Raw genomic sequence first — 25,661 nt, 5'->3', positions numbered from 1 at the left:
TCAATCTCCTGTCGGTGCGGCATCCGCCGCCATCAGCATGCGCCCGGCCTGGGCGTCCTTTTCGCTCCACAGCGTATTCAGCCACAGTTTGACGCGCCCGCGAAACGCCGTGTCTTCGTCGTAGCTGCCCACCAGTGCCGCGTCGATCGGCAGCTCGCGCACGTGCACGCGGATATCGCGCACGCGGCCGGCGATGAGATCCATCATCGTGGGGCGGCCCTGCGGGTAGACGATGGTCACGTCGAGAATCGCGTGCAGCGCCTCGCCCATCGCGTCGAGCACGAACGCCAGGCCGCCGGCCTTCGGCCGCAGCAGATGGCGGTAGGGCGAAGACTGCGCATCGTGCTTGGCCGGCGTGAAGCGGGTGCCTTCGACAAAGTTCATCACCGACACCGGCATGTGGCGGAATTTCTCGCAGGCGCGGCGGGTGGCTTCCCGGTCCTTGCCCTGCAGTTCGGGATGCCTGACCAGGGTTTCTTTCGAGTAGCGTTTCATGAAGGGGAAATCCAGCGCCCACCACGCCGGTCCCAGCAACGGCACCCAGATCAGCTGGCTCTTGAGGAAGAAACGCAGGAACGGGATGCGCCGGTTGAACACCTTCTGCAGCACCGGAATGTCCACCCAGCTCTGGTGGTTGCACAGCACCAGGTAGTTGCCGTCGCGGCGCAAGCCGTCCAGCCCTTCCACCTGCCAGCGGATGCGCGTGAACACATCGAACAGGATGCTGTTGACCCCGATCCAGCTCTCCGCGATCACCACCAGCACGCGCGAACAGGCCAGCCGCACCCCACGCATCGGCACGATCACCTTGACCAGGGTAAACGCGAACAGCGGCGTCACGTGCAGCAGGATGTTGAGGGCGAGCAGCAGCATCGCCAGCGGGATGCGGATCAGGCCGGGGAGCTTGGCGAACATGGAGTCGGTCGTGGCAGGAGGAACGGCAAGCATAATGCCGGCAGCAGCGACAAGGCCATGCGACCTTGCGCCGCCTCACATCAGCAGCTTGCGCACCTTGAGCAGGGCCACGACGAACGCATCGATCTCCTCGCGCGTGTTGTAGAACGCCAGCGAGGCGCGCAGCGTGGCGGGCACGCCGTAGAACTGCATCAGCGGATGCGCGCAGTGATGGCCTGAGCGCACGGCGACGCCCTGCAGGTCGAGCAGGGTGGCCATGTCGGTAGCCTGGGCGCCTTCCAGCAGGAACGAGATCACCGGCTCCTTCTCCGCCGCTTCGCCGAAGATGCGCAGGCCGGGAATTTCGCGCAGACGCTCGGTGGCGTAAGCGAGCAGGTTCTGCTCCCATGCGTGGATCGCCGCGAAGCCCACCGATGCGTAGTAGTCGATCGCCGTGCTCAGGCCGACGAAGCCGGCGATGTTCGGCGTGCCCGCCTCGAACTTGTGCGGTGGCGCGGCGAAGGTCGTGCCACTGAAGCGCACCTCGCGGATCATCTCGCCGCCGCCGAAGAACGGCGGCATCGCCTCCAGGTGCTCATGCCTCGCCCACAGCACGCCGGTGCCGGTGGGGCCAAGCATCTTGTGCCCGGTGAGCGCGTAGAAATCGCAGCCCAGCGCCTGTACGTCGACCGGCCGGTGCGGCACCGCCTGCGAGCCGTCGACCAGCAGCGGGATGCCGCGTTTTTTGCATTCGCGCGCGATCTCGCGCACCGGATTGACCGTGCCCAGCACGTTGGAGACGTGGGTGACGCAGGCCAGTTTCACCTCCGGCGTCAGCATCTCGATGTATTTCTCGACGATCAGCTCGCCGCGCTCGTCGATCGGCGCGGCCTTGACCGTGGCGCCGCTGCGCGCGGCCACCAGCTGCCACGGCACGATGTTGGCGTGATGCTCCATCACCGTGGTGAGGATGCTGTCGCCGGCTTTCAGTCGCGGCAGCGCATAGCTGTACGCGACCAGGTTGATCGACTGGGTGGTGCCGGAGGTGAGGATCACCTCGTTGCGCGACGGCGCGTTGATGAAGCGCGCCAGCTTGTCGCGCGCGCCCTCGTACGCGGCGGTGGCCTCTTCGCCGAGCTGGTGCACCGCGCGCGCCACGTTCGCGTTGTGCTCGCGGTAGTGCATGCCGACCGCCTCGATCACCGACGACGGCTTCTGGCTGGTGTTGGCGTTGTCGAGATAGACCAGCGGCTTGTCGTGCACGCTGCGCGCCAGCAGCGGGAAATCCGCGCGGATGCGCCGGACGTCGAAGACGGTGGGCGTGCTGGCTTGTGCATTCATCTTCGACGTTTCCGTAGGTGGCTCCCTCCCCGTACGAACAGGGGAGGAGAAAAGATCAAGCCGGCAATTGCGCGATCAGCAAGCCCGACAGATGTTCGCGCAGCGCCTGGTTCGGCAGATCGTCCAGCACCGCGCGGCAGAACGCGGCGGTCAGCAGCGCGCGGGCCTCGGTCAACGGGATGCCGCGCGAACGCAGGTAGAACAGCGAGCGCTCGTCGAGCTGGCCCACGGTGGCACCGTGCGCGGCCTTCACCTCGTCGGCGTAGATTTCCAGTTCCGGCTTGGTGTCGATCTCGGCGGTCGGCGACAGCAGCAGGTTCTTGTTGCTGAGGCTGCCATCGCTGCCGTCGGCGCCGGGCGCCACTACGATCGCGCCGCGAAACACCCCGCGTGCGCGGTCACTGGCCACGCCGCGCCAGTTGGACGTGGAGGTGGTGTGCAGCGCCTGGTGGCGGATCGCCAGCTGGGTATCGACGTGCTGGCGGCCGTGCGGCATGAATACGCCGCGGGTATGGAATTGCGCATGGTCGCCGACCAGCTCGGCCTGCAGGTCATGCCGCACCAGCGCGCCGCCCAGCTCCAGCACGTGCAGCAGCGCCTGCGCGCGCGCGTGCAGGCGCAGGCCGCTGCGGCGAATCAGGTTTGCGCCGAGCGCGGCGTTCTGCAGCACGGTGTGATGAAGCTGCGCGCCTTCGCGCAGTTCGATGTCACTGACCAGGGTGGCCAGTTGGGCCTGCTCGCCACTGCTCACGTAGTGTTCGACCAGGCTCAGCGAGGCGCCCTCGCCCAGCTCGATCAGGTTGCGCGCATGCCAGGCCAGCTCGGCTTCGGCTGCAGCACCGACGAAGACCAGGTGCACCGGTGCAGCGATCTTCGCGTGGGCGGCGACCCGCAGCACCACGCCATCGCCGGCGCTGGCGGCGTTGATCCGCACGAACGCGTCACCGGCTTCGCGGACATGCCCGACCAGAGCTGGCCGCGACAGCGCGAAGCGCAGCGGCTCCGCATCGCCGCGCAGCGCCTGCGACAGCGGCTGCAGCGAAAGCCCGTCGGGCAGCGCAGCGAGCGCCGACAGATCGGCGCGGAACACGCCGTTGACGAAGACCAGCCGCGGCCCGTCGACGCCGGGCAACGCGAACGTCGCCGCATCGACGACACGCGTCGCGGCAGCCGCATCGCCGCCGACGAAACTGCGCTGGGCGAGTCCGCGCAGCGCGGTGTACTTCCACGCCTCGACCCGCGCATCGGGTAGGCCACTGGCGGCGAACGCCGCGCGATTCTCGCGCCGCGACGCATCCAGCCAGGCGATACCGCTGGCCGGCAGCGGCGCGTCGAGCAGCGACGCGACCAACGGCAGGGATGCCGGCTGGCTCATGCCACGGCTCCGGCTGGACGCGAGCCTGCCGGATGGCTTGCGCCGATACCGGCATAACCATGCTCTTCCAGCTGCAGCGCCAGCGATTTGTCGCCGCTCTCGACGATGCGACCATCGGCCAGCACGTGCACGAAATCCGGCACCACGTAGTCGAGCAGGCGCTGGTAGTGGGTGATCATCAGGAACGCGCGCTGCGGCGAACGCAGCGTGTTGACGCCCTGCGCCACCTGCTTCAGCGCGTCGATGTCCAGGCCCGAATCGGTCTCGTCGAGGATCGCCAGCTGCGGTTCCAGCACGGCCATCTGGAATATCTCGTTGCGCTTCTTCTCGCCGCCGGAAAAGCCTTCGTTGACGGCGCGATGGAGCAACTCGTCGGAGATCTGCATCACCTTCAGCTTCTCGCGCACCAGCTTGAGGAACTGCATGGAATCGAGTTCCTTCTCGCCACGCACCTTGCGTTGCGCGTTCAACGCTGCGCGCAGGAAGTAGGTGTTGTTGACGCCGGGAATCTCCACCGGGTACTGGAACGCCAGGAACACGCCGGCCGCGGCACGCGCTTCCGGTGTCAGCGCCAGCAGGTCGATGCCGTTGTAGGTCACCGTGCCGGCGGTTACCTCGTAACCGTCGCGACCGGACAGCACATGGCCCAGCGTGGACTTGCCGGCGCCGTTCGGCCCCATGATCGCGTGCACCTCGCCCGCATTCACTTCGAGGCTGAGCCCCTTGAGGATTTCCTTGCCCTCGACGCGGGCGTGCAGGTTTTCGATTTTCAGCATGGTTTTTGTGCCCTTTACTGCCTTGATTGCCGTCATTCCCGCGAACGCGGGAATCCATTGGCCCTCATGCGACAAAGTCAAAGTGGGTGACCAGCCCTTCGGCTGTTGTAAAGCTTCTCCCGCGTTCGCGGGAATGACGCCTCTTCGGTGAGTTGTTGGCGCAGGTCAGCCGACCGCGCCTTCCAGCGACACCTCGAGCAATTTCTTCGCCTCCACCGCGAACTCCATCGGCAGCTCGCGGAAGACCTGCTTGCAGAAGCCGTCGACGATCATCGACACGGCGTCCTCCTCCGGGATGCCGCGCGCGCGGCAGTAGAACATCTGGTCGTCGGAGATCTTCGAGGTGGTGGCCTCGTGCTCGACGATCGCGGTGGGGTTCTTCACTTCCATGTACGGGAAGGTGTGCGCGCCGCACTTCTTGCCGATCAGCAGGCTGTCGCACTGGGTGTAGTTGCGCGCGCCCTCGGCGCCCTTCTCCATCTTCACCAGGCCGCGATAACTGTTCGAGCTGCGCCCGGCGCTGATGCCCTTGGAGACGATTTTCGACTTGGTGTACTTGCCGAGGTGGATCATCTTGGTGCCGGTATCGGCCTGCTGGTAGTGATGGGTCAGCGCCACTGAGTAGAACTCGCCCACCGAGCGGTCGCCGCGCAACACCACGCTGGGGTATTTCCAGGTGATCGCCGAGCCGGTTTCGACCTGGGTCCAGCAGATCTTGGAATCGTCGCCGCGGCAGTCGCCGCGCTTGGTGACGAAGTTGTAGATGCCGCCGACGCCGTTCTCGTCGCCGGGGTACCAGTTCTGCACGGTGGAATACTTGATCTGCGCCTTTTCCAGCGCGACCAGTTCCACCACCGCCGCATGCAGCTGGTTCTCGTCGCGCTTCGGCGCGGTGCAGCCTTCGAGATAGGAGACGTGCGCGCCTTCCTCGGCCACGATCAGGGTGCGTTCGAACTGGCCAGTGTTCTGCGCATTGATGCGGAAATAGGTGCTCAGCTCCATCGGGCAGCGCACGCCCTTGGGAATGAACACGAAGCTGCCATCGGAAAACACCGCCGAGTTCAGCGCAGCAAAGAAGTTGTCGCCGGTCGGCACCACGCTGCCGAGGTATTTGCGCACGATGTCCGGGTATTCGCGGATCGCCTCGCTCATCGAGCAGAACAGCACGCCGGCCTCGGCCAGCTGCTTGCGGAACGTGGTGCCGACCGAGACCGAGTCGAACACCGCATCCACCGCCACGCCGGCCAGCGCGGCGCGCTCGTGCAGCGGCACGCCCAGCTTCTCGTAGGTTTCCAGCAGCGCCGGGTCCACTTCGGCCAGCGATTTCGGCGCCACCTTGGGGGCGGCGTAGTAGCTGATCGCCTGATAGTCGATCGGGTCGATGTTGAGCTTGGCCCAGTCGGGTTTGGGCATGGTCAGCCAGTGCCGGTAGGCTTCCAGCCGCCACTCGGTCATCCACTCGGGCTCGTGCTTGATCGCGGACAGCGCGCGGATGGTTTCCTCGTCCAGGCCCGGCGGCAGGCCAGTCATCTCGATCTCGGTGATGAAACCGGCGCTGTAGCTGCGCCCAAGGACCTCGGCCACGCCTGCGTTGTCGCGCAGCGTGGCGGCAGTGCTGCTCTGGTTGTTCATGATCTCGTTCATTCGGTGGTGACCCGGCCGGCTTTCGCCGGCATGGCGATCTCGCTCACGGGCACGGCGGTAATCCTGCGCGATGGCCGTGGCGGTTGCGGCTTGAGCATGTCGGCCAGGCTGACTGCGCGCAGCGCGTTGTCCAGCACGTTGTTGACCAGCTGCCAGCTGCCGCGCACGCCGCACTGCGACTCGCGATCGCACTGGCCTTCGGCCACGCTGCATTCGGTCATGCCGATCGGGCCTTCCAGCGCCTCGACGATCTCGGCCAGCGAGATCTCGCCGGCCGGCCGAGCCAGCCGGTAGCCGCCGTTGACGCCGCGGAACGACTCGACCAGCGCGGCATGGCTGAGCGCCTTCAAGAGCTTGCTGACCGTGGGCAGTTCCAGCCGCGCCTCGTCGGCGATCTGCACCGTGCTGAGCACCTCGGTCGGGTGCGCGGCGATGCAGGTCATCACCACGGTGGCGTAATCGGTCAGTCGGCTGACGCGGAGCATGGGGCGCTCGGGCTGGATACTTGAATCGGGACTAAAATGGTACTGATTCGACGCCGCGCGGTCAATGCCACGGCGCTCACCGCCTCGTCACAACGCCGACGGATCGCTAAGCTGGCGCCATTCCGTTGCCCATGGTTGCCATGACCCCGATTCCCGACCGCGCCGCCGCCCGCCTTGCCTGGACCCGCCATGTGCTGGACGACGCCAGCCTGACCCTGGAATCCGCCTCGGCCGACGCCAGTTTCCGCAGCTACTGGCGCACCCGGCACGCCGGACGCAGCTGGGTGGTGATGGATTCGCCGCCGGCGCAGGAGGATCCGCGGCCTTGGCTGGAGATCGGCGCCCGGCTGTCCGCCGCCGGCCTGCATGTGCCGGCGGTGCAGGCACATGACCTCGCGCAGGGCTTCCTGCTGATCGAGGACCTCGGCTCGCAGTTGTACCTGCCGGCCCTGAACGACAACACGGTGGATGCGCTGTACGACGACGCGATGGACGCTTTGCTGCGCATGCAGCGCGACGTGGACGTCGCCGGCATGCAGCCGTACGACCACGCCTTCCTGCAGCGCGAGCTGGAGATCATGCCGGAGTGGTTTCTGCGGCGGCACCTGGGCTACACGCCCGAGTGCGAGGAGTGGGACGTGCTGGAATCGGCGTTCACCGTGCTGCTGAAGAACGCGCTGGAGCAGCCGCGCTGCTTCGTGCATCGCGACTATCACAGCCGCAACCTGCTGATCACCGCTAGTAACAACCCCGGGATCATCGACTTTCAGGGCGCCTTGCTCGGCCCGATCACCTACGACCTCGCCTCGCTGCTGCGCGATTGCTACATCGTGTGGGAGCGTGCCCGCGTGGAAGCCTGGGCGGAAAGTTATCGGCGCCGCCTGCAGGCGGCGCGACTGGTTGCCGCAGACGTCGACCGCGAACGCTTTCTGCGCTGGTTCGACCTGGTCGGCCTGCAGCGCCACATCAAGGTACTCGGCATCTTCTGCCGGCTGCACTACCGCGACAGCAAGCACGGCTACCTCGACGACCTGCCTCGCGTATACGAGTACGTGGTCGACGTGGCGGGGCGCTACCCCGAGCTGGCCGATTTCGTGGCGCTGCTGCGGCGCCACGTCGGCGCACGCGACCTGCGCCTGCCGGTGGCCGCATGAGGCACGCGCTGATCTTCGCCGCCGGTCTCGGCGAGCGCATGCGCCCGCTGACCGACCGTACGCCCAAGCCGCTGCTGAACGTGGGCGGCAAGCCGCTGATCGTGTGGCACCTGGAAAAACTCGCCGCGGCCGGCGTGCATTACGTGGTGATCAACACCTCGCACCTGGCCGAGCAGTTTCCCGACGCGCTCGGCGACGGCTCGCGCTGGGGCCTGCGCATCCGCTACGCCTACGAAGGCGCGACACCGCTGGAAACCGGCGGCGGCATGCTGAATGCGCTGCCGCTGCTGGGTAGCGCGCCGTTCATCGCGGTCAACGGCGACATTTGGTGCGACGCCGATTTTGCCGCCTTGCCGAGCGAACCCGCCGGTCTTGCCCACCTGCTGCTGGTCGACAATCCGCCGCAGCACCCGCATGGCGATTTTGCGCTGGATGCGCAGGGCATCGTTCATGACGATGGCGATGCGCGGCTGACCTTCAGCGGGGTTGGCGTGTATCGGCAGGAGTTGCTGCAGGGCTGGCGCGAGGTGATCGGCACCGGCGCCGGCACGGAAATGCAGCCACCCCGCTTCCGGCTCACGCCGCTGTTGCGCGCGGCGATGACGAATGGCGCGATCAATGGCAGCCACTACCAGGGCGCATGGACCGACGTGGGCACGCCGCAACGGCTGGCACAGCTGGAAGCGGAACTGCGCGAATAGCGCGCACGGATGACCCAAATAAAAAGCGGCCCGGTACAAACCGGGCCGCTGCGTTTCGACAGAGTCTGTACGCTTACGGACGCCGCGCCAGTTCCGGGTTTTCCTTGGTGACCGGCATCAGGTCCTTCTTCGACACGCCCAGCCACAGCAGGATCGGGCTGGCCACGAAGATCGAGGACAGCGTACCGACCACGATGCCGATCAGCATGGTGATGGCGAAGCCGTGCACCGCGGTACCGCCGAAGAAGTACAGCGCGCCCATGGTGATACCGGTGAACAGCGAGGTGATGATGGTTCGCGACAGCGTGTTGTTGATCGAGCGGTTGAGGATCTCTTCCGGCTCGGCCTTGCGCGCGAGGCGGAACAGCTCGCGGATACGGTCGAACACCACCACCTTGTCGTTGATCGAGTAACCGATCACCGCCAGCACCGAGGCCAGCACGGTCATGTCGAATTCGCGCTGCACCAGCGCCAGGATGCCCAGCGTCACCAGCGTGTCGTGCACTTCGGTGAACACCGCGGCGATCGCGAAGCGGCGCTCGAAGCGGATCCACAGGTAGGCCATGATGCCGAGGATCACGAAGATCGCGGCCACGGTGCCGTCGCTGCGCAATTCCGCACCCACTTCGGCGCTGACGAAGTCGCGGCTCTTCAGCTTGGCGTCCGGGCGGGCCGCCTGCAGCACATTGATCACGTCAGAGGAGATGCGGTCGAGATTGAACTTGCCGCTGGCGTCCGTGGCCGCCGGATCGTCCTTCGGCTGCAGGCGGATCGATACCTCGCGGGTACCGCCGAGGCTCTGCACCATGGCATGGTCGAGGCCGCCCTTGTCCAGCGCCGCACGCACGTCGGCGATCTCCACCGACTGCTGGTAGTCGACCACCATCGAGACGCCACCGTTGAACTGCATCCCGTAGTTGAGCCCCTTTACCGCAATCAGCGCGATCGAGGCGACCATCAGGAGGACCGCGATGGTAATGGTGTACTTGCGCATCCCCAGGAAGTGGATGTTGCTGTCGTGATTGAAAATTTCCATGGTGGTTCCTTAGACCGACAGCGTCTTGAGCTTGCGATGGCCGTGGATCGCCGCGGTGAACGCATGAGTCAGCGTCACCGAGGTGAACAGCGAGGTCAGGATGCCGATCATCAGCGTCACGCCGAAGCCCTTGATCGCACCGGTACCCATCGTGGTCAGCGCCAGCGCGGCGATCAGGTGGGTAACGTTGGCGTCCAGAATGGTCGACCAGGCCTTCTCGTAGCCGGCGCGGATCGAGGCGTGCGGGCTTGAGCCGTTGCGCAATTCCTCGCGCACGCGTTCGCAGATCAGCACGTTCGCATCGATCGCCATGCCCAGGGTCAGCACGATGCCCGCCACGCCCGGCATGGTCAGGGTGACACCGATCAGCGACATCACCGCCACCAGGATCACCAGGTTGAAGAACAGCGCGATGTCCGCGACCAGGCCGAACAGCTTGTAGTAGACCGCTGCCGACAGCAGCACCAGCGCCAGGCCCAGCAGCACCGCCTTGAAGCCCTTGTCGATGTTGTCCTGGCCGAGGCTGGCGCCGATCACGCCTTCCTCGACGATGTCCATCGGCGCGGCCAGCGCACCGCCCTTGAGCAGCAGGGCGAGGTCGGAGGCTTCCTTCGCACTGCCCAGGCCAGTGGTCTGGAACTGCTTGCTGAAGGGGCTCTGGATGGTGGCGTCGTTGATCACCGTCTCGGTCACCTTCGGCACACGCACTTCCTTGCCGTCGATCACCTTCGTCTCGTAGACCTGCTCCACGTACAGCACGGCCATCGGCTTGCCGACGTTGGCATTGGTGAAGTCGCCCATCTTCTTGGCGCCGGCCGCGTTCAGGGTGACGTCGACCTTCGGCGTGCCGCTCTGCTGGTCAATGCCCGACGAGGCATCCACCAGCTGATTGCCAGTCACGATGATCTGCTTGCTCACCAGCACCGGCCGGTTGTCGCCGCGCATGTAGTACAGGTTCGCTTCCGGCGGGATGTTGCCGGTGCGCGCTGCTTCCACCGCGCGGGCATCGCCGGGCTGGCCGATGCCGGGGCGGTACTGCAGGGTGGCGACCGCGCCGATCAGCTTCTTCGCCTCGGTCGGGTCCTGCACGCCGGCCAACTCGACCACGATGCGGCTGTCGCCCTGCTGCTGGATCAACGGCTCGGACACGCCCAGCGCATTGATGCGGTTACGCAGCGTGCCCAGGTTCTGGGTGATCGCGCTACGCGACAGCTCGCGCAGCTTTTCCGGCTTGATCACCACGTTCAACACGAAACGGTCGCCGGTGCTGGCACCGGTTGCCACGTTGAGGTCGGTGTATTCGTTCGCGATCGCGTCGGCCGCGGTGGCGCGGTCGGCGGCCGAACGCAGGATCACCGCGATGCCCTGGTCACTTACCGGGCTGCGCGTGACCGATTCATAGCGGATGTTCTTGTCCCGCAGCAGGGAGCGGATATCGTCCGCGTAGCTGTTTTCCTGCTTCTCGATCGCATCCTTCTGGTCGACCTGCATCAGGAAATGCACGCCGCCCTGCAAGTCCAGGCCCAGCGGCATCGAGCGGGCGCCGATCGCACCCAGCCAGTGCGGCACGTTGGACTGCAGCTTGAACGCCACGGTGTAGCCGTCGCCCAGTACCGCCTTGATCTCGTCGGCGCCGCTCTTCTGCACGTCGGAGTTGGCGAAAGTGGCCAGCAGATGGTCGCCTTCCACGAACACGTCGGTGACCGCGATCTTCTTTGCCGTCAGCGCCGCCGCCACCTTCTGCTGCACCGTCTGGTCGATCGGCGGTGCGTCGCGATTGGCCGTGACCTGCACGGCCGGCACCGGCGGAAATGCATTCGGCAACGCGTAGATGATGCCGAACAACATCACCAACGCGACCAGCGCGTACTTCCAGCGAGGAAAATCACTCATGCCTTGCATCCATCAAAGCCGCAGCAGCAGGCCGCAGCGGTAGCAACAATCGGGAAATAGTCGCGTGAGAAAGCACCGCCCAGGCTGCCGGGCGGCGCCTCGAACCCGTCCTCAGACGGATTTCAGCGAACCTTTGGGCAATACCTGCTGGACCGAGCCCTTCTGCACCTTGACCTTCACGTTGGTCGCGATCTCGACCGTGATGAACGTCTCACCTACCTCTTCCACGCGCCCGGCGATGCCGCCGTTGGTGACCACCTCGTCGCCCTTGGCCAGGCCGGCGATCAGCGCGCGATGCTCCTTCTGCCGCTTCATCTGCGGGCGGATCATCATGAAATACATCAGGCCGAACAGCACCACCATCATGATGATCATGGACATGCCGCCACCGGCAGGCTGCGGAGCAGCGGCCTGGGCGATCACGGGAGAGATCGGAAAACTCATGGGTTTGTCTCGCAAGTTATGGCGCCGCCGAGGATTTCAGCCGGACGCCTGATAAAAGATTCCCGATTATGCCATGCACCCCCGGGCCGTGCACGGCGCCACCAGTTCCATCGCAGCCAGCCGGCTGATCACTACTGAGGGCAGCCCGCACCGGTTGCAAGGCCGCCTCGGGCGCCCCCGACGCTTGTGCCCCTACGAAACCACGGCGCCCTGGCGACGGGCATAGAACTCCGCCACGAACGGCTCCAGCGTCCGGCTGGCGATCGCCTGGCGCAGGCCGGCCATCAGCCGTTGGTAGTAGCGCAGGTTGTGCATGGTGGCGAGCTGGCTGCCGAGGATCTCGTTGCAGCGGTCGAGGTGGCGCAGGTAGGCGCGGCTGAAACCGTGGCTGCAGGCGTAGCAGTCGCAGCCCTCCTCGATCACCCCGGTATCGGCGGCGTATTTCGCGTTACGGATGCGCAGCGTGCCCGCAGCGGTGAACAGGAAACCGTTGCGCGCGTTGCGAGTGGGCATCACGCAGTCGAACATGTCGATGCCGCGGCGCACCGCCTCGACGATGTCCTCCGGCCGCCCCACGCCCATCAGGTAGCGGGGCTTGTCGGCCGGCAGCAGCGACACGGTGAAGTCCAGCGTGTGGTTGCGCTCGGCCTCCGGCTCGCCCACGGCAAGACCGCCCACCGCATAGCCGTCGAAACCGATCTCCACCAGACCCGCGGCGGAACGCTGGCGCAAGTTCTCGTACACGCTGCCCTGCACGATGCCGAACAGCGCGTTCGGGTTGTTCAACTCGTCGAACGCCTGGCGCGAGCGCGCGGCCCAGCGCAGCGACAGATCCATCGAGTCCGACGCCACCTTCTCGGTGGCCGGATACGGCGTGCACTCGTCGAAGATCATCGCGACGTCCGAATCCAGTGTCTTCTGGATCCGCATCGACACCTCCGGCGACAGGAACACCTTCGAGCCATCCACCGGCGAGGCGAACGTCACGCCTTCCTCGGTGATCTTGCGTTTGTGCGCCAGCGAGAACACCTGGAAGCCGCCCGAGTCGGTGAGGATCGGCTTGTCCCAACCGATGAACTTGTGCAGCCCGCCGAACTGCTCGACGATCTCCAGCCCCGGCCGCAGGAACAGGTGGAACGTATTGCCCAGGATGATCTCGGCGCCGATCTCGGTGACGTCGCGCGGGGTCATCGCCTTGACCGAGCCGTAGGTGCCCACCGGCATGAACGCCGGCGTCTCCACCGTACCGCGGGCAAACGTGAGGCGACCACGGCGGGCGGCGCCGTCGGTGGCGTGCAGATCGAACTGGAGGGAAGTCATCCGACCATTATCGCGGGTTTGCCAAACTCCGCCCACCACCCGGCATATCTGTTGTTGCAGGAGCCCGCTCGCGGGCGATGCTCTCGTTTTGAATCTCCGGCGGACACCAGGGCAACAGCATCGCCCGCGAGCGGGCTCCTACGGTATTGGTTACACGCCGTGCGGCAGGATCAGCATCGCGTCCCCGTAGGAGAAGAAGCGGTAGCGCTGTTCGACCGCATGGCGGTAGGTATCGAGGACGAACTCGCGGCCGGCCAGCGCGGACACCAGCATCAGCAGGGTCGACTGCGGCAGGTGGAAATTGGTGAGCAGGCCGTCGATGCTGGTGAAGCGGTAGCCGGGGAAGATGAAGATCTGCGTCTCGCCGGCGAACGGGTACAGCTCGCCGTTCTTGCTCGCGCTTTCCAGCGCACGCACCACGGTGGTGCCCACCGCGATCACCCGCCCTCCGCTCGCGCGCGTGCGGCGGATCTGCCCGATCAGGTGCGCCCCGACGTTGAGCCACTCGCGGTGCATGTGGTGGTCCTTCAGGTCGTCCACGCGCACCGGCTGGAACGTGCCGGCACCCACATGCAAGGTGATGTAGCCGAATTCGATGCCGCGCTCGCGCAGCCTGGCCAGGATCGCCTCGTCGAAATGCAGCCCGGCCGTGGGCGCCGCGACCGCGCCGGGCTCGCGTGCGAACACGGTCTGGTAGCGCTCCATGTCGCTGGCGTCGGCGTGCCGCTCGATGTACGGCGGCAACGGCATCTCGCCCAGCTTCAGCAGCAGCTTCTCCAGCGGCTCCGGCGCCTCGAAACGCAGCCGGAAGAAACCCTCTTCGCGACCCAGCACCACCGCGTGGCTGCCGTCGGCCAGCTCGATCCGGCCGCCCTCCTTCGGCTTCTTGCTGACCCCCAGTTGCACGGTGGCCTCGTGCGCGCCGGTGACCCGCTCGATCAGGATCTCCACCGCGCCGCCGGTGTCCTTGCGGCCGTACAGCCGTGCCGGCAACACCCGGGTGTCGTTGAACACCAGCAGATCGCCGGGACGCAGGAAGTCCGGTAGCTCGCGGAACATGCAGTCCTGGCGCGACTGCGCCGCCACGTCGAGCAGCAGCAGGCGACTGGCCGAGCGCTCGGGCAACGGTGCCTGCGCGATCAGCTCGGGCGGCAGGTCAAAATCGAAATCGGATTTCTTCAATGGGCATGGCCGGCGTTGGAAAACGGGCCATTATCCCGCAGCACGTCGCCCATGCGCGACGTTCCATCTACAGCCAGCCTTTTTGCCGCGCCAGACGATAGGCCTCGATACGATTGGCAACACCGAGTTTGCCGATCGCTTCCGAAAGATAATTGCGCACGGTGCCATGCGACAGATTCAGTTGCGTGGCGATATCGCCGGCCGACTGGCCCTCACCGGCCAGGCGCAGGACCTGGCGCTCCCGATCGTTCAGCGGATCGGCTTCGGACCATGCTTCCAGCGCGAGCTGCGGATCGATCGCGCGGCCACCGCGGTGCACGGTACGCAACGCCTCGGCGAGGTTTTCGGCGGGTGCGTCCTTCAACAGATACGCGGACACGCCAGCATCCAGCGCACGGCGCAGGAATCCGGGGCGCGCGAACGTGGTGACGATGACCACCTTGATCGGCAACTCCTGGCGCTGGATGCGCTGCGCCAGTTCCAGTCCGGTCAGGCCGGGCATCTCGATGTCGGTGATCAGCACGTCGGGCTTGAGCCTTTGAATATCGCGCCACGCCGCTTCGCCGTCCGCAGACGAGCCGAGCACCTCGATGTCGGATTCAAGCTTGAGCAGGGCCGAGAGCGCCCCCCGCACCATCGCCTGGTCTTCGGCCAGCAATACGCGAATCATGCCATTACCTGTTCACAGAAAAGGGAAGACTGGCCAGGGACAGCATCATGCCAATCAAGCCGCAGGATATCCGGGTGTGCTCTGTGCCGGCGGCGCGACTGCCGGCGGATGCCGCGAAGCCTCCACCAGACGCAGCACCGGCACCGGCACGACCACCCGCAGGCGCGTGCCGTTTCCGCGCGGCGACTCGACGCTCAGGCTGCCACCCATGGCACGCACGCGCTCGCGCATCCCGCTCATGCCGTTGCCGTCGCCGGTGATCCCGCCGCGACCGTTGTCGTTGATCTGCATGCAGACGGTGGCGTGCTCGCGCACCAGTTCGATCTGCACGCGGCTGGCATCGGCATGGCGGGCAATATTGGTGACCGCCTCGCGCAACACCAGTGACAGGCCGCGCTCGATCTCGCCGGGCATGTCGGGTGGCAGCGAACCGTACTCCAGATGCACACGCGAGGACTCCAGCAGCAGGCGCGCCGCCGCCAGCTCGGCCGCCAGATCGGTGGCTCGGATACCGGTGACCGCGCTACGCACCTCGGCCAGCGCGTGACGGGCGACTTTCTCGGCCTCCTCCACTTCGCGTTTGGCCGCGTCGACGTCGCGGTCGAACAGCTTGCGCGACAGTTCCAGTTTCAGCGTGATCAGCGACAGCGTGTGCCCCAGCAAGTCGTGCAGATCGCGCCCGATCCGCTCACGCTCCGCGGTGGCGGCGAGCCGGCGCACCTCGTCGTGCGAAAGGCTGAGGGCGACATCCTTTTCCTTGTGGATCTGCTCGACCGTGACGATGGTGCAGACGATGAACACCGTGGCCGGCATGATCACCAGCAGCGACGTCGGATAGCCGATCCACCAGGCCAGCGCCACGTAGATGACATTGATCAGCAATACCTGGATCACGTAGCTGCGAATGCGCCGCGTCTCGCAGTGGCTCAGCATCACGCAGGCGTACACGAAGTAGCTGAGGCCACTGGGGTACCAGCGCAGCAGGCTGAAACACAGTGCCGCCATGCCCCACGCATAGAGATACGCGACTCGCCGCGGAGCCAGCATCAGCTTGGCGAACAGCAGCAGGAACACCGGATACGAGCCCAGCGTGAACAGCAGCCACGTCAACGTGTAGCCACGCACGCCATGGTCGAACAGCGGCGTGATGAAGATCCACAGCGACCACAGCAAGTGCACGCCGTGCGCCCATGGCGACTTGCCCCGGTGCAGGTCGTCGGCCACCGCGGAATCGGGGGCCGGCACGAACCATCGGGCGATGAAAGCGGGGATCATGGCGTGGTTCATCACTGGGGATCGGGTCTGCACGGCATGCTACTTCAACCGTGCCGGCGCAGGCGCCGCGCCGCCATCAGAAGGAATGCCGCGGCAAAGCCGACGAGCATCAGCGCATGGCCCAACAGTGACCCCTTGTTCATGCCCACCGACGCCAGCGCCAGCATGTCCAGGTGATAGCTCGGCCACACCGGCGCGATCTGTTGCAGGAACTTCGGCAACATCGGCAGCGGAAACCACAGGCCGGACATGAACGACATCGGCAGGTAGATCAGCTGCAGCATGCCGGGTGCGCCCTGCCCCTTGATCAGGGTGCCGACGAACATGCCCAGCGCGCAGAACGGCAGCACGCCGAGCATGCCGGTGAGCAGCAAGGCGCCGGCCTGGAACGGGCTCAGCGTCACATGTCCGAGCGACAACGCCATCGCAAGGAGCAACAGGATAACCACGCCGGCCGCCGCCATCGCCATCAGCATCTTGCCCAGCAGGTAGGCGCCCGGCGGCATCGGCAGCGCGCGCTTGAAGGTCAGCAGGCCGCCATCGCGCTCCAGCGCCAGCGACACGCCGAAGCCGAACAGGCCCGGGCTCATCACGCCGAACACGCCGTAGCTGGCCAGCAGATAGCGCGCCGCGTCGGCACCGTTGGATTTCGCCATCAGCACGCCGAACAGCAGGTAGAACATCGCCGGGAACAGCATGATCGGCAGCATGAAGCCGGGCGCGCGCATGTAGCGCAGGCATTCGCTGCGCGCCTCTTCGAGATAGGCGCCGAGCACTCGGCGGCGCGGCATGTCGATGGTGGACGCCGATGCAGTGATGGAAATGGCGGTTTGCATGTCAGGCAGCCTCGCGCTGGTCGGTGTCCGCGGCCGCGTCGGCGTCGCGGGTGAGTTCGGTGAACGCCTCGGCCAGGCCGGCGCGCTGCACTTCCAGTTCGCGCAGTTGCGGGTCGGCGTCGAGCAGGCGGCGCACCACGGCTTCGGCCGCAGCGGTGCCGATGTGCAGGCGCCCGTCTTCGCGGCGCGCCTCGCTGACCTCGGGCCAGCCGTACACCGTGTCGATCAGCAGGGAACTGAGGCAGCGGACGCGTTTCAGCGCCACCCGCGCGCGCAGCTCCTCGACCGTGCCCTCGTGGATCATGCGTCCGCGCGACATCACGCAGACGCGGTCGGCCAGTGCCTCAGCCTCCTCCAGGTAGTGCGTGGTCAGCAGCACCGAGCAACCTTCGGCGAGCAGCTGGCGGATCGCCGCCCACAGCTTCTGCCGCGCCTCGATGTCCATGCCCACGGTCGGCTCGTCCAGGAACAGCAGCTCGGGCCGACCGCACAATGCCAGGGCGAACTGCACGCGCCGTTGCTGACCACCGGAAAGCTTCGCGTACGGCCGCTTGAGCAGGTCGGCGACGCCGGCCAGTTCGGCCGACTCCTGCGGCGTGCGCGGGTTCGGGTAGTAGCTGGCGGTCAGCCGCAGCAGTTCGCCCACGCGCAGAGTCGGCGGCAGTTCGGCGTTCTGCAGCATCACCCCGATATGCCGACGCGCCTGGATTCGCTGCGGATCCTGGCCAAACAAGGTCACGCCGCCGGCGTCGGCGCGGATCAGCCCCAGCAACAGGCCGATCACGGTGGTCTTGCCGGCACCGTTGGGGCCGAGCAGCGCCAGCAATTCGCCGCGAAACAGTTGCAAATCCACCCCATCCAGCGCCGTGAGCGAGCCATAGCGCTTGACGGTGCCATCGAGGTGGGCGATCGGTTGGTTGGCATGTGGCATGGGAAATCCTCCAGTGCCGCTCATGCTGCGCGCGGCGCACCGCCGTCGGCAGTCGCCGGCGTCAGCCATCCTGGATGACAGCCGTCACTCCCGGCCCGGGGTTACGGCAGCTCACGCCGCAAGGTATCCTGTGAGGAATATGGCCGCCCAAAGACATCCTGGCAGCGGCAGCAAGCGACTGAAGATATTGGAGAAACGCCAAAGGATCCGCGTTTCTTGCCACGCATTCACCATTTCCGCCACCCGGCAAACGATGCCGCCCGGCAGAGCCTACGGAGGATTCATCATGGGTGTGATCAACCAACTGCGCGAACTGCGCGATTTCGGCGGCAAGCCGCGGACCACCGGCCTGGACGACGCCAGTATCGAGCGCATGGCAGCCAACGATCCGCTGCTGGTCCAGGCGATCGCCGAAGCGGTGGCGCGCCATCATGAATTGCGCGCCGACCTGACCGACTTCCTCAAGCTCGACGAAGCCGAACAGCTGACCGAAGTGCAGGCCGGCTTCGTCAACTTCTACCCGGACGACGCGATCAACCCGTACCTGCCGGCTGCCGCGCGCGGCCCGTGGGTCGTCACCCTGAAGGGTGCCGTGGTACATGACAACGGCGGCTACGGCATGCTCGGCTTCGGCCACAACGACCCGGCGATCCTGGCCGCGCTGGCCCGCCCGCAGGTGATGGCGAACGTGATGTCGCCCAGCGTGTCGCAGCTGCGTTTCACCGCGGCGCTGGACAAGGAACTCGGCCGCAACCGCGGCGGCAGCCCGTATGCACGCTATCTGTGCCTCAACTCCGGCTCCGAATCGGTCTCGCTGGCCTGCCGCATCGCCGACGTCAACGCCAAGATGATGACCGACGAAGGCGGTCGTTACGCCGGCCGCAGCATCAAGCGCCTGGCGGTCAAGGGCGCGTTCCACGGCCGCACCGAGGCGCCGGCGCTGTATTCCGATTCCAGCCGCAAGACCTACCAGCAGAACCTCGCCAGCTATCGCCACGAGGACACCCTGATCACCGTCGCGCCGTACGACGTGGCGCAGTTGGAGGCGGCGTTCGCCGACGCCGACAAGCACGGCTGGTTCATCGAGGCGATGTTCCTGGAGCCGGTGATGGGCGAAGGCGACCCGGGGCGCGCGGTGACACCGGAGTTCTACAAGGCCGCGCGCGCGCTCACCGAATCCCACGGTACCCTGCTGCTGGTCGACTCGATCCAGGCTGGCCTGCGCGCGCACGGCGTGCTGTCGTTCGTCGACTACCCCGGCTTCGAGCAACTGCCGCCGCCGGATATGGAAACCTTCTCCAAGGCGCTCAACGCCGGCCAGTACCCGCTGTCGGTGCTGGCCGTCAGCGAACGCACTGCCGGGCTGTACCGCAAGGGCATCTACGGCAACACCATGACCGCCAACCCGCGCGCGCTGGACGTGGCCCTGGCCACGCTGGGCGAGCTCAGCGACGAAGTGCGCAACAACATCCGCGAGCGCGGCAAGGAATTCGTCGACAAGCTCAACGCGCTGAAGAACGAACTGGGCGGCCTGATCACCAAGGTGCAGGGCACCGGCCTGCTGTTCTCCTGCGAACTGGCATCCGAGTACAAGTGCTACGGTGCCGACTCCACCGAGGAGTACATGCGCGAGCACGGCGTCGGCGTGATCCATGGTGGCGCCAACTCGCTGCGCTTCACCCCGCACTTCAACGTCACCAGCGCCGAGGTCGACCTGATCATCGCCCACGTGCGCAAGGCGCTGCTCGAAGGTCCGCGCAAGGCCAAGGCCGAGGCCGCCTGACCGGCGGTTTGGCCCACACTGGCTGCGGCGACGCACGACACGTCGCCGCAGCTGAATACTTCATGCACGTAAGATCTTGCCGACTCCCGTGAGGGTTGCCCCCTGCATAGACTGACCCGGCCGGCAGCTGCCGGTCACCCAGGGAGGACTCACGATGTCACTGTCATTACGTCTGCTCGCCGTCAGCGCTGCCTTCGCCTTCGCCGGCGCCGCCTTCGCGGCCAGCCCGGCCGCCACCCCCGCTGCCGCACCGGCTGCCAAGCCGCATACCGCCCAGCAGCAGCGCATGATCGACTGCAACAAGCAGGCGACCGGCAAGAAAGGCGCCGAGCGCAAGACCTTCATGAGCGAATGCCTGAAGGGTGCAAGCACCGCGGTGACCCCGGCGACCAAGCCTACCCAGCAGGGCAAGATGGCGACCTGCAATGCCGAGGCCAAGACCAAGGCGCTCAAGGGTGCCGACCGCAAGGCCTTCATGAGCGAATGCCTGAAAGGCCACGCCGCGGCGTAACCGTCAGCTTCACCCGCGCACGCCTGTGCGTGCGCGGGTGAAGCTGCTTCGCTAAGCTCCCCGACTGTCGCGCCCTGCGCCGCCCCTGAAGACAGTCACCCATGAAGATCGTCGAAGTGCGCCACCCGCTGATCCGGCACAAGCTCGGCCTGATGCGCCGCGCCGGCATCAGCACCAAGGAGTTCCGCGAGCTGGCCTCCGAGGTCGCCGCGCTGCTCACCTACGAGGCCACCAAGGACCTGGAAACCGTCGAGGAAGAGATCGAAGGCTGGGCAGGGCCGCTGCAGGTGCACCGGATCAAGGGCAAGAAGATCACCATCGTGCCGATCCTGCGCGCCGGCCTGGGCATGCTGCCCGGCGTGCTCGACATGATCCCCGCCGCCAAGGTCAGCGTGGTCGGCCTGCAGCGCGACGAGCAGACGCTGAAGCCGACGACCTACTACGAAAAGCTCACCGGCCGCATGGACGAACGCATCGCGCTGATCGTCGACCCGATGCTGGCCACCGCCGGCACCCTGATCGCCACCGTCGACATGCTCAAGGCGGCCGGCTGCAAGCGCATCAAGGGCCTGTTTCTCGTTGCCGCGCCGGAAGGCCTCAAGCGCGTCGAGGCAACGCATCCGGACATCGAGATCTACACCGCCGCGATCGACGAACGCCTGAACGAACGCGGCTACATCCTGCCCGGCCTCGGCGACGCCGGCGACAAGATTTTCGGCACCAAACAGCTGCCGGCGAACGACTGAAGCGGTTCCGACAGCCGCCGGAGGTTCAGCGGCCGAAGCGGTCGGTCGCCTCCACCAGTTCGTGCACGATGCCCGGCTCGAACGCGGAATGGCCGGCGTCCTGCACGATGTGCAGGTCGGCCTCCGGCCAGGCGCGATGCAGGTCCCACGCGCTGCGCAGCGGGCAGACCACGTCGTAGCGGCCCTGCACGATCACCGCCGGAATGTTGCGGATGCGATCGACGTTGCGCAGCAGCTGGTCGTCGTGTTCGAAGAAGCCGCCGTTGACGAAGTAGTGGCATTCGATGCGCGCGAACGCCAGCGCGAACTCGTCCTCGGCGCTGGATTCGATGTGCGACTTGTCCTGCCACAGGAAACTGGTGGCGCCCTCCCACACCGACCAGGCGCGTGCGGCGTCGGTCCGCGTCTTCGCATCGGTGCTGGTCAGGCGGCGGTGGTAGGCGCTCATCAGGTCGCCGCGTTCGACCGCGGGGATCGCGTCGAGATAGGTCTCCCACGCATCCGGATACAGCGCGTCGCAGCCCTTCTGGTAGAACCACTCCAGTTCCCAGCGGCGCAGCATGAAGATGCCGCGCAACACCAGTTCGCTGACCTTGTCCGGGTGTGTCTGCGCATACGCCAGCGCCAGCGTGGAGCCCCACGAACCGCCGAACACCTGCCAGCGGTCGACGCCCAAGTGCTCGCGCACGCGCTCGATGTCGGCGACCAGATTCCAGGTGGTGTTATCCGTCAATTCCGCATGCGGGGCGGACTTGCCGCAGCCGCGCTGGTCGAACAACACGATGCGATAGACCGCCGGATCGAAGAAGCGCCGGCACTTCGCATTGGTGCCGCCGCCCGGACCACCATGCAGGAACACCACCGGCTTGCCGTTCGGGTTGCCGCTCTGCTCGTAGTACAGCGTATGCAGCGGGGACACCGGCAGGAACCCGCTATCGAACGGCTCGATTTCGGGATACAGCGAACGCAGCGGCGACGACGGCATGACGGCTCCTTCGAACCAACAGACAAGCCGCCAAGCCTAGCACGGGCGCGGCTTGTCGGGCTTTCAGCCGTCCACGAACAGCTTGCCGGGATTGAGGATGCCGTGCGGATCGAACACCTTGCGCACGCCGCGCATCAGCGCGATTTCCGTCGCGCTGCGGGTGCTTTCCAGATACTCCCGTTTGACCAGGCCGATGCCGTGTTCGGCCGAAATGCTGCCGCCGTGACGCTGCAGAGTCGCGGCCAACAGCGTGGTGACGTGTTCGCACTGGGCGATGAATGCATCCTCCGCCAGGCTGGCCGGACGCAGCACATTGATGTGCAGGTTGCCGTCGCCGATATGCCCGAACCAGACCACTTCGGCCTGCGGATACTCGCGCGCCAGCAGTGCCTGCATCTCGTGCAGGAACACCGGCACCGCGCTGACCCGCACCGATACATCGTTCTTGTACGGCCGCCGCGGCGCCAGGCTCTCGGTGATGCCTTCGCGCAGTCGCCACAATGCGGCGGCCTGCGCCTCGCTCTGCGCGATCACGCCGTCGCTGACCCAGCCCTGTTCCAGTGCGTGTTCGAACGCGGCCAGCGCAGCCTCCTGCTGCCGTTCGTCGGCCGCATCGAACTCGGCCACCACGTAGTACGGGTAGTCGCCGTCGATGGCGCGTTGCGCACCGTGCGCCAGCACGTGCCGCAGCGCATGATCGGTGAAGAACTCGAACGCCTGCAACGCCAGCTGCGCGCGGAACAGTGCGAACACCTGCATCAGCGCATCCATGTCCGGCAGCGCCAGCAGCATCACCTGCGACGGCGGCGGTGGCTCGGTCAGCTTCAACGTGGCCTCGACCACGATGCCCAGCGTCCCCTCCGAACCGATCAGCAACTGGCGGAAGTCGTAGCCGCTGGAATTCTTGATCAGGCCGCGGTTGAATTCGAGCAACTCGCCGTTGCCGGTGACCACCTTCAACCCGGCGATCCATTCGCGCGTGTTGCCATAGCGGATCACCCGGATGCCGCCGGCGTTGGTGGCGATGTTGCCGCCGATCGAGCAGGAACCGCGCGCGGCGAAGTCGACCGGATAGACCAGGCCATGCTGGCGGGCCGCTTCATGCACGTGTTGCAGGATCATCCCGGATTGCACGGCGAGCGTGCGGTCGACCGCGTTGAAATCCAGCACGCGGTTCATCCGCTCCAGGCTCAGCACCAGCTCGCCGTTGGCCGCCACGACGCCGCCGGACAGGCCAGTGCGGCCGCCGGAGGGCACGATCGCCACGCGCTGTTCGTTCGCCCAGCGCACGATGGCCTGCACCTCTTCCACACTGGCCGGCAGCGCAATCGCCAGCGGTGCCGGGATCCAGCGCCGGGTCCAGTCGCGACCGTAATGCTCCAGGTCAGCGGATGCGGTGAGCAGGCGCAGCTCGGGCAACCGGCGGGACAAATCGGCGAGGCGGGGATCGGGCATGCTGGGCTCCGGGATCATCCCCACAGCCTGCCAGCCACACCGCGCCGCGTCCAGTGTTGCAGCGCCGCAATCCGTCTTCAGCTCTGGCATAGTAGGTGCCCCACTCCAGCCAGGACCGACGCATGCAGACCTCCTACCCCCGCCAGGACATCAAGGTATTGCTGCTGGAGGGCGTGAGTGCCAGTGCGGTCGAAAACTTCCGCCGCGCCGGCTACAGCCAGGTCGAGCTGCACGCGAAATCATTGCCGGAGGATGAGCTCAAGCGACGCATCAGCGACGCGCACATCGTCGGCATCCGCTCACGCACCCAGCTCACCGCCGAGGTGCTGGCACAGGCCAAGCGGCTGATCGCGGTGGGCTGCTTCTGCATCGGCACCAACCAGGTGGACCTGGGCGCCGCGCGCAAGCTTGGCGTGCCGGTGTTCAACGCGCCCTATTCCAACACCCGCAGCGTGGCCGAGCTGGTGATCGCCGAGGCGATCATGCTGCTGCGCGGTATCCCGCAGAAGAACGCGCTATGCCATCGCGGCGGCTGGACCAAGTCGGCCAGCGGCAGCTACGAGACGCGCGACAAGGTGCTCGGCATCGTCGGCTACGGCCACATCGGCACCCAGGTCGGCGTGCTGGCCGAGAGCCTGGGCATGCGGGTGATCTTCCACGACATCGAGACCAAGCTGGCGCTGGGCAACGCACGCGCCGTGTCCAGCCTGGACGAACTGCTGGAGCGCGCCGACGTGGTCACCCTGCACGTGCCGGAAACTCCCGCCACGCAGCTGATGATCCGCCGCGAGCAACTGGCGAAGATGCGTGCCGGCGCGATGCTGATCAACGCCTCGCGCGGCAGCGTGGTGGACATCGACGCACTGGCCGCAGTGCTGCGTGCAGGCCATCTGGCCGGCGCCGCGGTCGACGTGTTTCCGCTCGAACCGAAAGGCAACGACGATCCCTTCGTCTCGCCGCTGATCGGCCTGGACAACGTGATCCTGACCCCGCACATCGGCGGCAGCACGCTGGAGGCGCAGGACAACATCGGCATCGAGGTGGCCAGCAAACTGGTTCGCTACAGCGACAATGGCTCCACCCTGTCGGCGGTGAATTTCCCCGAAGTCGCCCTGCCCGAACACCCGCACAGCCGCCGCCTGCTGCACATCCACCGCAACGTGCCGGGCACGCTGTCGCGCATCAACGAACTGTTCTCGGCCGGCAACATCAATATCGACGCGCAGTTCCTGCAGACCGACAGCGAAGTGGGCTACGTGGTGATCGACGTCAGCGCCGATGAGGCCCAGGCCAACGAGCTGAAGACGAAGCTGGCGGCGATTCCCGGGACCTTGCGCAGCCGCGTGCTGTATTGAGAGGACGGAACCGGGAAACGGCGGAACGTCGCAGCTTTTCCCATTTCCCGTTCCCAATGAAAAAAGCGCCCAAGGGCGCTTTTTTCATACTCGATTACCGTATTGGTCGGGGCGGCCGGATTTGAACCGACGACCCTCTGCCCCCCAGGCAGATGCGCTACCAGGCTGCGCTACGCCCCGACATACGGCAAGCTGGCAAGTCTAACAGCTTGTGCGGCGCGTCCGGAAGCCTTCAGCGACGCAGCAGGGTCAGCACTTCTTCCAGCTCCATCCGCACCTGGCGCACGATCTGGTGCGAGATGCTCGCCTCCATCCGTGCCTGCGGGCCTTCCAGCCGTGCGCGCGCGCCGGTGATGGTGAAACCCTCGTCGTACAGCAGCGAACGAATCTGGCGAATCATCAGCACGTCGTGGCGCTGGTAGTAACGGCGGTTGCCGCGGCGCTTGACCGGATTGAGCGCAGGAAACTCCTGCTCCCAGTAGCGCAGCACATGGGGCTTCACACCGCACAACTCGCCGACCTCACCGATGGTGAAGTAGCGCTTGGCCGGGATGGCAGGCAGTTCGGTGTTATTCCCTTGATCCAGCATAGCCCTCGACTCTTACCTTGAGTTTCTGTCCCGGTCGGAACGTCACCACGCGCCGGGCGGAGATCGGAATCTCCTCACCGGTCTTCGGGTTGCGTCCCGGCCGCTGGTTCTTCAGCCGCAAGTCGAAATTGCCGAAACCGGACAACTTCACCTGTTCGCCGCTTTCCAGTGCTCCGCGGACCACCTCGAAATAGGCGTCCACGAACTCCTTCGCCTCACGCTTGTTGAGGCCCACGTCGAGGAAAAGCCGCTCGGCCATCTCCGCCTTGGTCAGCGCCAT

Annotated in this window: 25 protein-coding genes and 1 tRNA gene; 6 read left to right on the top strand and 20 right to left on the bottom strand. The window is 66.2% G+C overall.

Annotation, left to right across the window (positions count from 1 at the left end):
• From ABD024_RS05185 to ABD024_RS05160, 6 genes are all read right to left on the bottom strand, one after another.
• Positions 1–915, bottom strand: coding sequence for a 1-acylglycerol-3-phosphate O-acyltransferase, YihG family (locus ABD024_RS05185; RefSeq protein ID WP_343850345.1), 915 nt, complete (start codon positions 913–915; stop codon positions 1–3).
• A 75-nt stretch (positions 916–990) separates the two neighbouring features.
• The gene (locus tag ABD024_RS05180; RefSeq protein ID WP_343850343.1) at positions 991–2,235 is read right to left on the bottom strand and encodes a cysteine desulfurase; all 1,245 of its coding nucleotides are present in this window, start codon (positions 2,233–2,235) and stop codon (positions 991–993) included.
• Positions 2,236–2,290: 55 nt separating this feature from the next.
• Entirely contained in the window at positions 2,291–3,610 is a 1,320-nt protein-coding gene (sufD, locus tag ABD024_RS05175; protein ID WP_343850341.1) for a Fe-S cluster assembly protein SufD, read from the bottom strand.
• Positions 3,607–4,386: a Fe-S cluster assembly ATPase SufC gene (sufC, locus tag ABD024_RS05170; protein WP_343850339.1), complete on the bottom strand. Its 780-nt coding sequence runs from the start codon at positions 4,384–4,386 to the stop codon at positions 3,607–3,609. Before sufC ends, sufD begins: the two co-directional genes overlap by 4 nt.
• Before the next feature lie 165 nt (positions 4,387–4,551).
• A complete protein-coding gene (sufB, locus tag ABD024_RS05165) occupies positions 4,552–6,018 on the bottom strand; it encodes a Fe-S cluster assembly protein SufB (RefSeq protein ID WP_343850337.1) in 1,467 nt (488 codons plus the stop codon).
• 8 nt (positions 6,019–6,026) lie between these two features.
• Positions 6,027–6,515, bottom strand: a complete 489-nt coding sequence (locus tag ABD024_RS05160; protein WP_343850335.1) for an SUF system Fe-S cluster assembly regulator — start codon at positions 6,513–6,515, stop codon at positions 6,027–6,029.
• A 140-nt stretch (positions 6,516–6,655) separates the two neighbouring features.
• On the opposite strand from ABD024_RS05160, the gene ABD024_RS05155 reads away from it, so the two are divergent.
• Positions 6,656–7,669, top strand: a complete 1,014-nt coding sequence (locus ABD024_RS05155) for an aminoglycoside phosphotransferase family protein (RefSeq protein WP_343850333.1) — start codon at positions 6,656–6,658, stop codon at positions 7,667–7,669.
• Positions 7,666–8,370 (top strand): N-acetylmuramate alpha-1-phosphate uridylyltransferase MurU, encoded by a 705-nt coding sequence (murU, locus tag ABD024_RS05150; RefSeq protein ID WP_343850331.1) that lies wholly within the window; start codon positions 7,666–7,668, stop codon positions 8,368–8,370. Before ABD024_RS05155 ends, murU begins: the two co-directional genes overlap by 4 nt.
• Before the next feature lie 73 nt (positions 8,371–8,443).
• On the opposite strand, the gene secF is transcribed toward murU, so the two are convergent.
• The 9 genes from secF to ABD024_RS05105 all read right to left on the bottom strand — a co-directional run bounded on the left by secF (position 8,444) and on the right by ABD024_RS05105 (position 17,957).
• Positions 8,444–9,406, bottom strand: a complete 963-nt coding sequence (secF, locus tag ABD024_RS05145; RefSeq protein ID WP_343850329.1) for a protein translocase subunit SecF — start codon at positions 9,404–9,406, stop codon at positions 8,444–8,446.
• A 9-nt stretch (positions 9,407–9,415) separates the two neighbouring features.
• The gene (secD, locus tag ABD024_RS05140) at positions 9,416–11,299 is read right to left on the bottom strand and encodes a protein translocase subunit SecD (RefSeq protein ID WP_343850327.1); all 1,884 of its coding nucleotides are present in this window, start codon (positions 11,297–11,299) and stop codon (positions 9,416–9,418) included.
• A gap of 111 nt (positions 11,300–11,410) precedes the next feature.
• On the bottom strand, positions 11,411–11,743 hold the full coding sequence (gene yajC / locus ABD024_RS05135) for a preprotein translocase subunit YajC (RefSeq protein WP_343850325.1): 333 nt from the start codon (positions 11,741–11,743) through the stop codon (positions 11,411–11,413).
• A 192-nt stretch (positions 11,744–11,935) separates the two neighbouring features.
• Positions 11,936–13,063, bottom strand: a complete 1,128-nt coding sequence (gene tgt, locus ABD024_RS05130) for a tRNA guanosine(34) transglycosylase Tgt (protein WP_343850323.1) — start codon at positions 13,061–13,063, stop codon at positions 11,936–11,938.
• A gap of 150 nt (positions 13,064–13,213) precedes the next feature.
• Positions 13,214–14,245 (bottom strand): tRNA preQ1(34) S-adenosylmethionine ribosyltransferase-isomerase QueA, encoded by a 1,032-nt coding sequence (queA, locus tag ABD024_RS05125; protein WP_343850321.1) that lies wholly within the window; start codon positions 14,243–14,245, stop codon positions 13,214–13,216.
• A gap of 67 nt (positions 14,246–14,312) precedes the next feature.
• Positions 14,313–14,915, bottom strand: a complete 603-nt coding sequence (locus tag ABD024_RS05120) for a response regulator transcription factor (protein ID WP_343850319.1) — start codon at positions 14,913–14,915, stop codon at positions 14,313–14,315.
• Between the two features lie 54 nt (positions 14,916–14,969).
• Positions 14,970–16,190 (bottom strand): sensor histidine kinase, encoded by a 1,221-nt coding sequence (locus ABD024_RS05115; RefSeq protein ID WP_343850317.1) that lies wholly within the window; start codon positions 16,188–16,190, stop codon positions 14,970–14,972.
• A 44-nt stretch (positions 16,191–16,234) separates the two neighbouring features.
• Positions 16,235–17,026 carry an ABC transporter permease gene (locus ABD024_RS05110; protein ID WP_343850315.1) on the bottom strand — a complete coding sequence of 264 codons (792 nt, stop codon included), beginning with the start codon at positions 17,024–17,026 and terminating at the stop codon, positions 16,235–16,237.
• A gap of 1 nt (position 17,027) precedes the next feature.
• On the bottom strand, positions 17,028–17,957 hold the full coding sequence (locus ABD024_RS05105; RefSeq protein ID WP_343850313.1) for an ABC transporter ATP-binding protein: 930 nt from the start codon (positions 17,955–17,957) through the stop codon (positions 17,028–17,030).
• Between the two features lie 286 nt (positions 17,958–18,243).
• Here ABD024_RS05105 and ABD024_RS05100 point away from each other — a divergent pair, with 286 nt between their 5' ends.
• From ABD024_RS05100 to upp, 3 genes are all read left to right on the top strand, one after another.
• Complete coding sequence (locus tag ABD024_RS05100; protein ID WP_343850311.1) at positions 18,244–19,740, top strand: aminotransferase class III-fold pyridoxal phosphate-dependent enzyme; 1,497 nt, start codon at positions 18,244–18,246, stop codon at positions 19,738–19,740.
• A gap of 154 nt (positions 19,741–19,894) precedes the next feature.
• On the top strand, positions 19,895–20,251 hold the full coding sequence (locus ABD024_RS05095; protein ID WP_343850309.1) for a PsiF family protein: 357 nt from the start codon (positions 19,895–19,897) through the stop codon (positions 20,249–20,251).
• Positions 20,252–20,352: 101 nt separating this feature from the next.
• Positions 20,353–20,997 (top strand): uracil phosphoribosyltransferase, encoded by a 645-nt coding sequence (gene upp / locus ABD024_RS05090; protein ID WP_343850307.1) that lies wholly within the window; start codon positions 20,353–20,355, stop codon positions 20,995–20,997.
• Positions 20,998–21,022: 25 nt separating this feature from the next.
• On the opposite strand, the gene pip is transcribed toward upp, so the two are convergent.
• The gene (gene pip / locus ABD024_RS05085) at positions 21,023–21,982 is read right to left on the bottom strand and encodes a prolyl aminopeptidase (protein ID WP_343850305.1); all 960 of its coding nucleotides are present in this window, start codon (positions 21,980–21,982) and stop codon (positions 21,023–21,025) included.
• A gap of 63 nt (positions 21,983–22,045) precedes the next feature.
• Positions 22,046–23,437 (bottom strand): FAD-binding oxidoreductase, encoded by a 1,392-nt coding sequence (locus ABD024_RS05080; RefSeq protein WP_343850303.1) that lies wholly within the window; start codon positions 23,435–23,437, stop codon positions 22,046–22,048.
• A gap of 122 nt (positions 23,438–23,559) precedes the next feature.
• Between ABD024_RS05080 and serA the strand changes: the two genes are divergently transcribed.
• The gene (serA, locus tag ABD024_RS05075) at positions 23,560–24,792 is read left to right on the top strand and encodes a phosphoglycerate dehydrogenase (RefSeq protein ID WP_343850301.1); all 1,233 of its coding nucleotides are present in this window, start codon (positions 23,560–23,562) and stop codon (positions 24,790–24,792) included.
• Between the two features lie 103 nt (positions 24,793–24,895).
• On the opposite strand, the gene ABD024_RS05070 is transcribed toward serA, so the two are convergent.
• The 3 genes from ABD024_RS05070 to ihfA all read right to left on the bottom strand — a co-directional run bounded on the left by ABD024_RS05070 (position 24,896) and on the right by ihfA (position 25,661).
• Positions 24,896–24,972 (bottom strand) — tRNA-Pro (locus ABD024_RS05070).
• A gap of 52 nt (positions 24,973–25,024) precedes the next feature.
• The gene (locus ABD024_RS05065; protein WP_056386704.1) at positions 25,025–25,381 is read right to left on the bottom strand and encodes a MerR family transcriptional regulator; all 357 of its coding nucleotides are present in this window, start codon (positions 25,379–25,381) and stop codon (positions 25,025–25,027) included.
• Complete coding sequence (ihfA, locus tag ABD024_RS05060) at positions 25,362–25,661, bottom strand: integration host factor subunit alpha (protein WP_149364272.1); 300 nt, start codon at positions 25,659–25,661, stop codon at positions 25,362–25,364. The genes ABD024_RS05065 and ihfA overlap by 20 nt, the downstream gene beginning before the upstream one ends.

Source organism: Rhodanobacter soli (assembly GCF_039523495.1).
GTDB classification, from domain to species: Bacteria; Pseudomonadota; Gammaproteobacteria; order Xanthomonadales; family Rhodanobacteraceae; genus Rhodanobacter; species Rhodanobacter soli.
This window is presented reverse-complemented; position numbering and strand designations above follow the sequence as displayed.

Bases quoted from the DNA above. Each gene is read 5' to 3' on its own strand.
- sufB (WP_343850337.1), bottom strand. From the start codon at position 6,018: ATGAACAACCAGAGCAGCACTGCCGCCACGCTGCGCGACAACGCAGGC.
- secF (WP_343850329.1), bottom strand. From the start codon at position 9,406: ATGGAAATTTTCAATCACGACAGCAACATCCACTTCCTGGGGATGCGC.
- ABD024_RS05160 (WP_343850335.1), bottom strand. From the start codon at position 6,515: ATGCTCCGCGTCAGCCGACTGACCGATTACGCCACCGTGGTGATGACC.
- ABD024_RS05080 (WP_343850303.1), bottom strand. From the start codon at position 23,437: ATGCCCGATCCCCGCCTCGCCGATTTGTCCCGCCGGTTGCCCGAGCTG.
- ABD024_RS05115 (WP_343850317.1), bottom strand. From the start codon at position 16,190: ATGATCCCCGCTTTCATCGCCCGATGGTTCGTGCCGGCCCCCGATTCC.
- ABD024_RS05185 (WP_343850345.1), bottom strand. From the start codon at position 915: ATGTTCGCCAAGCTCCCCGGCCTGATCCGCATCCCGCTGGCGATGCTG.
- ABD024_RS05180 (WP_343850343.1), bottom strand. From the start codon at position 2,235: ATGAATGCACAAGCCAGCACGCCCACCGTCTTCGACGTCCGGCGCATC.
- murU (WP_343850331.1), top strand. From the start codon at position 7,666: ATGAGGCACGCGCTGATCTTCGCCGCCGGTCTCGGCGAGCGCATGCGC.
- tgt (WP_343850323.1), bottom strand. From the start codon at position 13,063: ATGACTTCCCTCCAGTTCGATCTGCACGCCACCGACGGCGCCGCCCGC.
- serA (WP_343850301.1), top strand. From the start codon at position 23,560: ATGCAGACCTCCTACCCCCGCCAGGACATCAAGGTATTGCTGCTGGAG.
- sufC (WP_343850339.1), bottom strand. From the start codon at position 4,386: ATGCTGAAAATCGAAAACCTGCACGCCCGCGTCGAGGGCAAGGAAATC.
- ABD024_RS05120 (WP_343850319.1), bottom strand. From the start codon at position 14,915: ATGATTCGCGTATTGCTGGCCGAAGACCAGGCGATGGTGCGGGGGGCG.
- ABD024_RS05110 (WP_343850315.1), bottom strand. From the start codon at position 17,026: ATGCAAACCGCCATTTCCATCACTGCATCGGCGTCCACCATCGACATG.
- ABD024_RS05095 (WP_343850309.1), top strand. From the start codon at position 19,895: ATGTCACTGTCATTACGTCTGCTCGCCGTCAGCGCTGCCTTCGCCTTC.
- secD (WP_343850327.1), bottom strand. From the start codon at position 11,299: ATGAGTGATTTTCCTCGCTGGAAGTACGCGCTGGTCGCGTTGGTGATG.
- ABD024_RS05105 (WP_343850313.1), bottom strand. From the start codon at position 17,957: ATGCCACATGCCAACCAACCGATCGCCCACCTCGATGGCACCGTCAAG.
- pip (WP_343850305.1), bottom strand. From the start codon at position 21,982: ATGCCGTCGTCGCCGCTGCGTTCGCTGTATCCCGAAATCGAGCCGTTC.
- ABD024_RS05065 (WP_056386704.1), bottom strand. From the start codon at position 25,381: ATGCTGGATCAAGGGAATAACACCGAACTGCCTGCCATCCCGGCCAAG.
- ABD024_RS05100 (WP_343850311.1), top strand. From the start codon at position 18,244: ATGGGTGTGATCAACCAACTGCGCGAACTGCGCGATTTCGGCGGCAAG.
- ihfA (WP_149364272.1), bottom strand. From the start codon at position 25,661: ATGGCGCTGACCAAGGCGGAGATGGCCGAGCGGCTTTTCCTCGACGTG.
- yajC (WP_343850325.1), bottom strand. From the start codon at position 11,743: ATGAGTTTTCCGATCTCTCCCGTGATCGCCCAGGCCGCTGCTCCGCAG.
- sufD (WP_343850341.1), bottom strand. From the start codon at position 3,610: ATGAGCCAGCCGGCATCCCTGCCGTTGGTCGCGTCGCTGCTCGACGCG.
- ABD024_RS05155 (WP_343850333.1), top strand. From the start codon at position 6,656: ATGACCCCGATTCCCGACCGCGCCGCCGCCCGCCTTGCCTGGACCCGC.
- upp (WP_343850307.1), top strand. From the start codon at position 20,353: ATGAAGATCGTCGAAGTGCGCCACCCGCTGATCCGGCACAAGCTCGGC.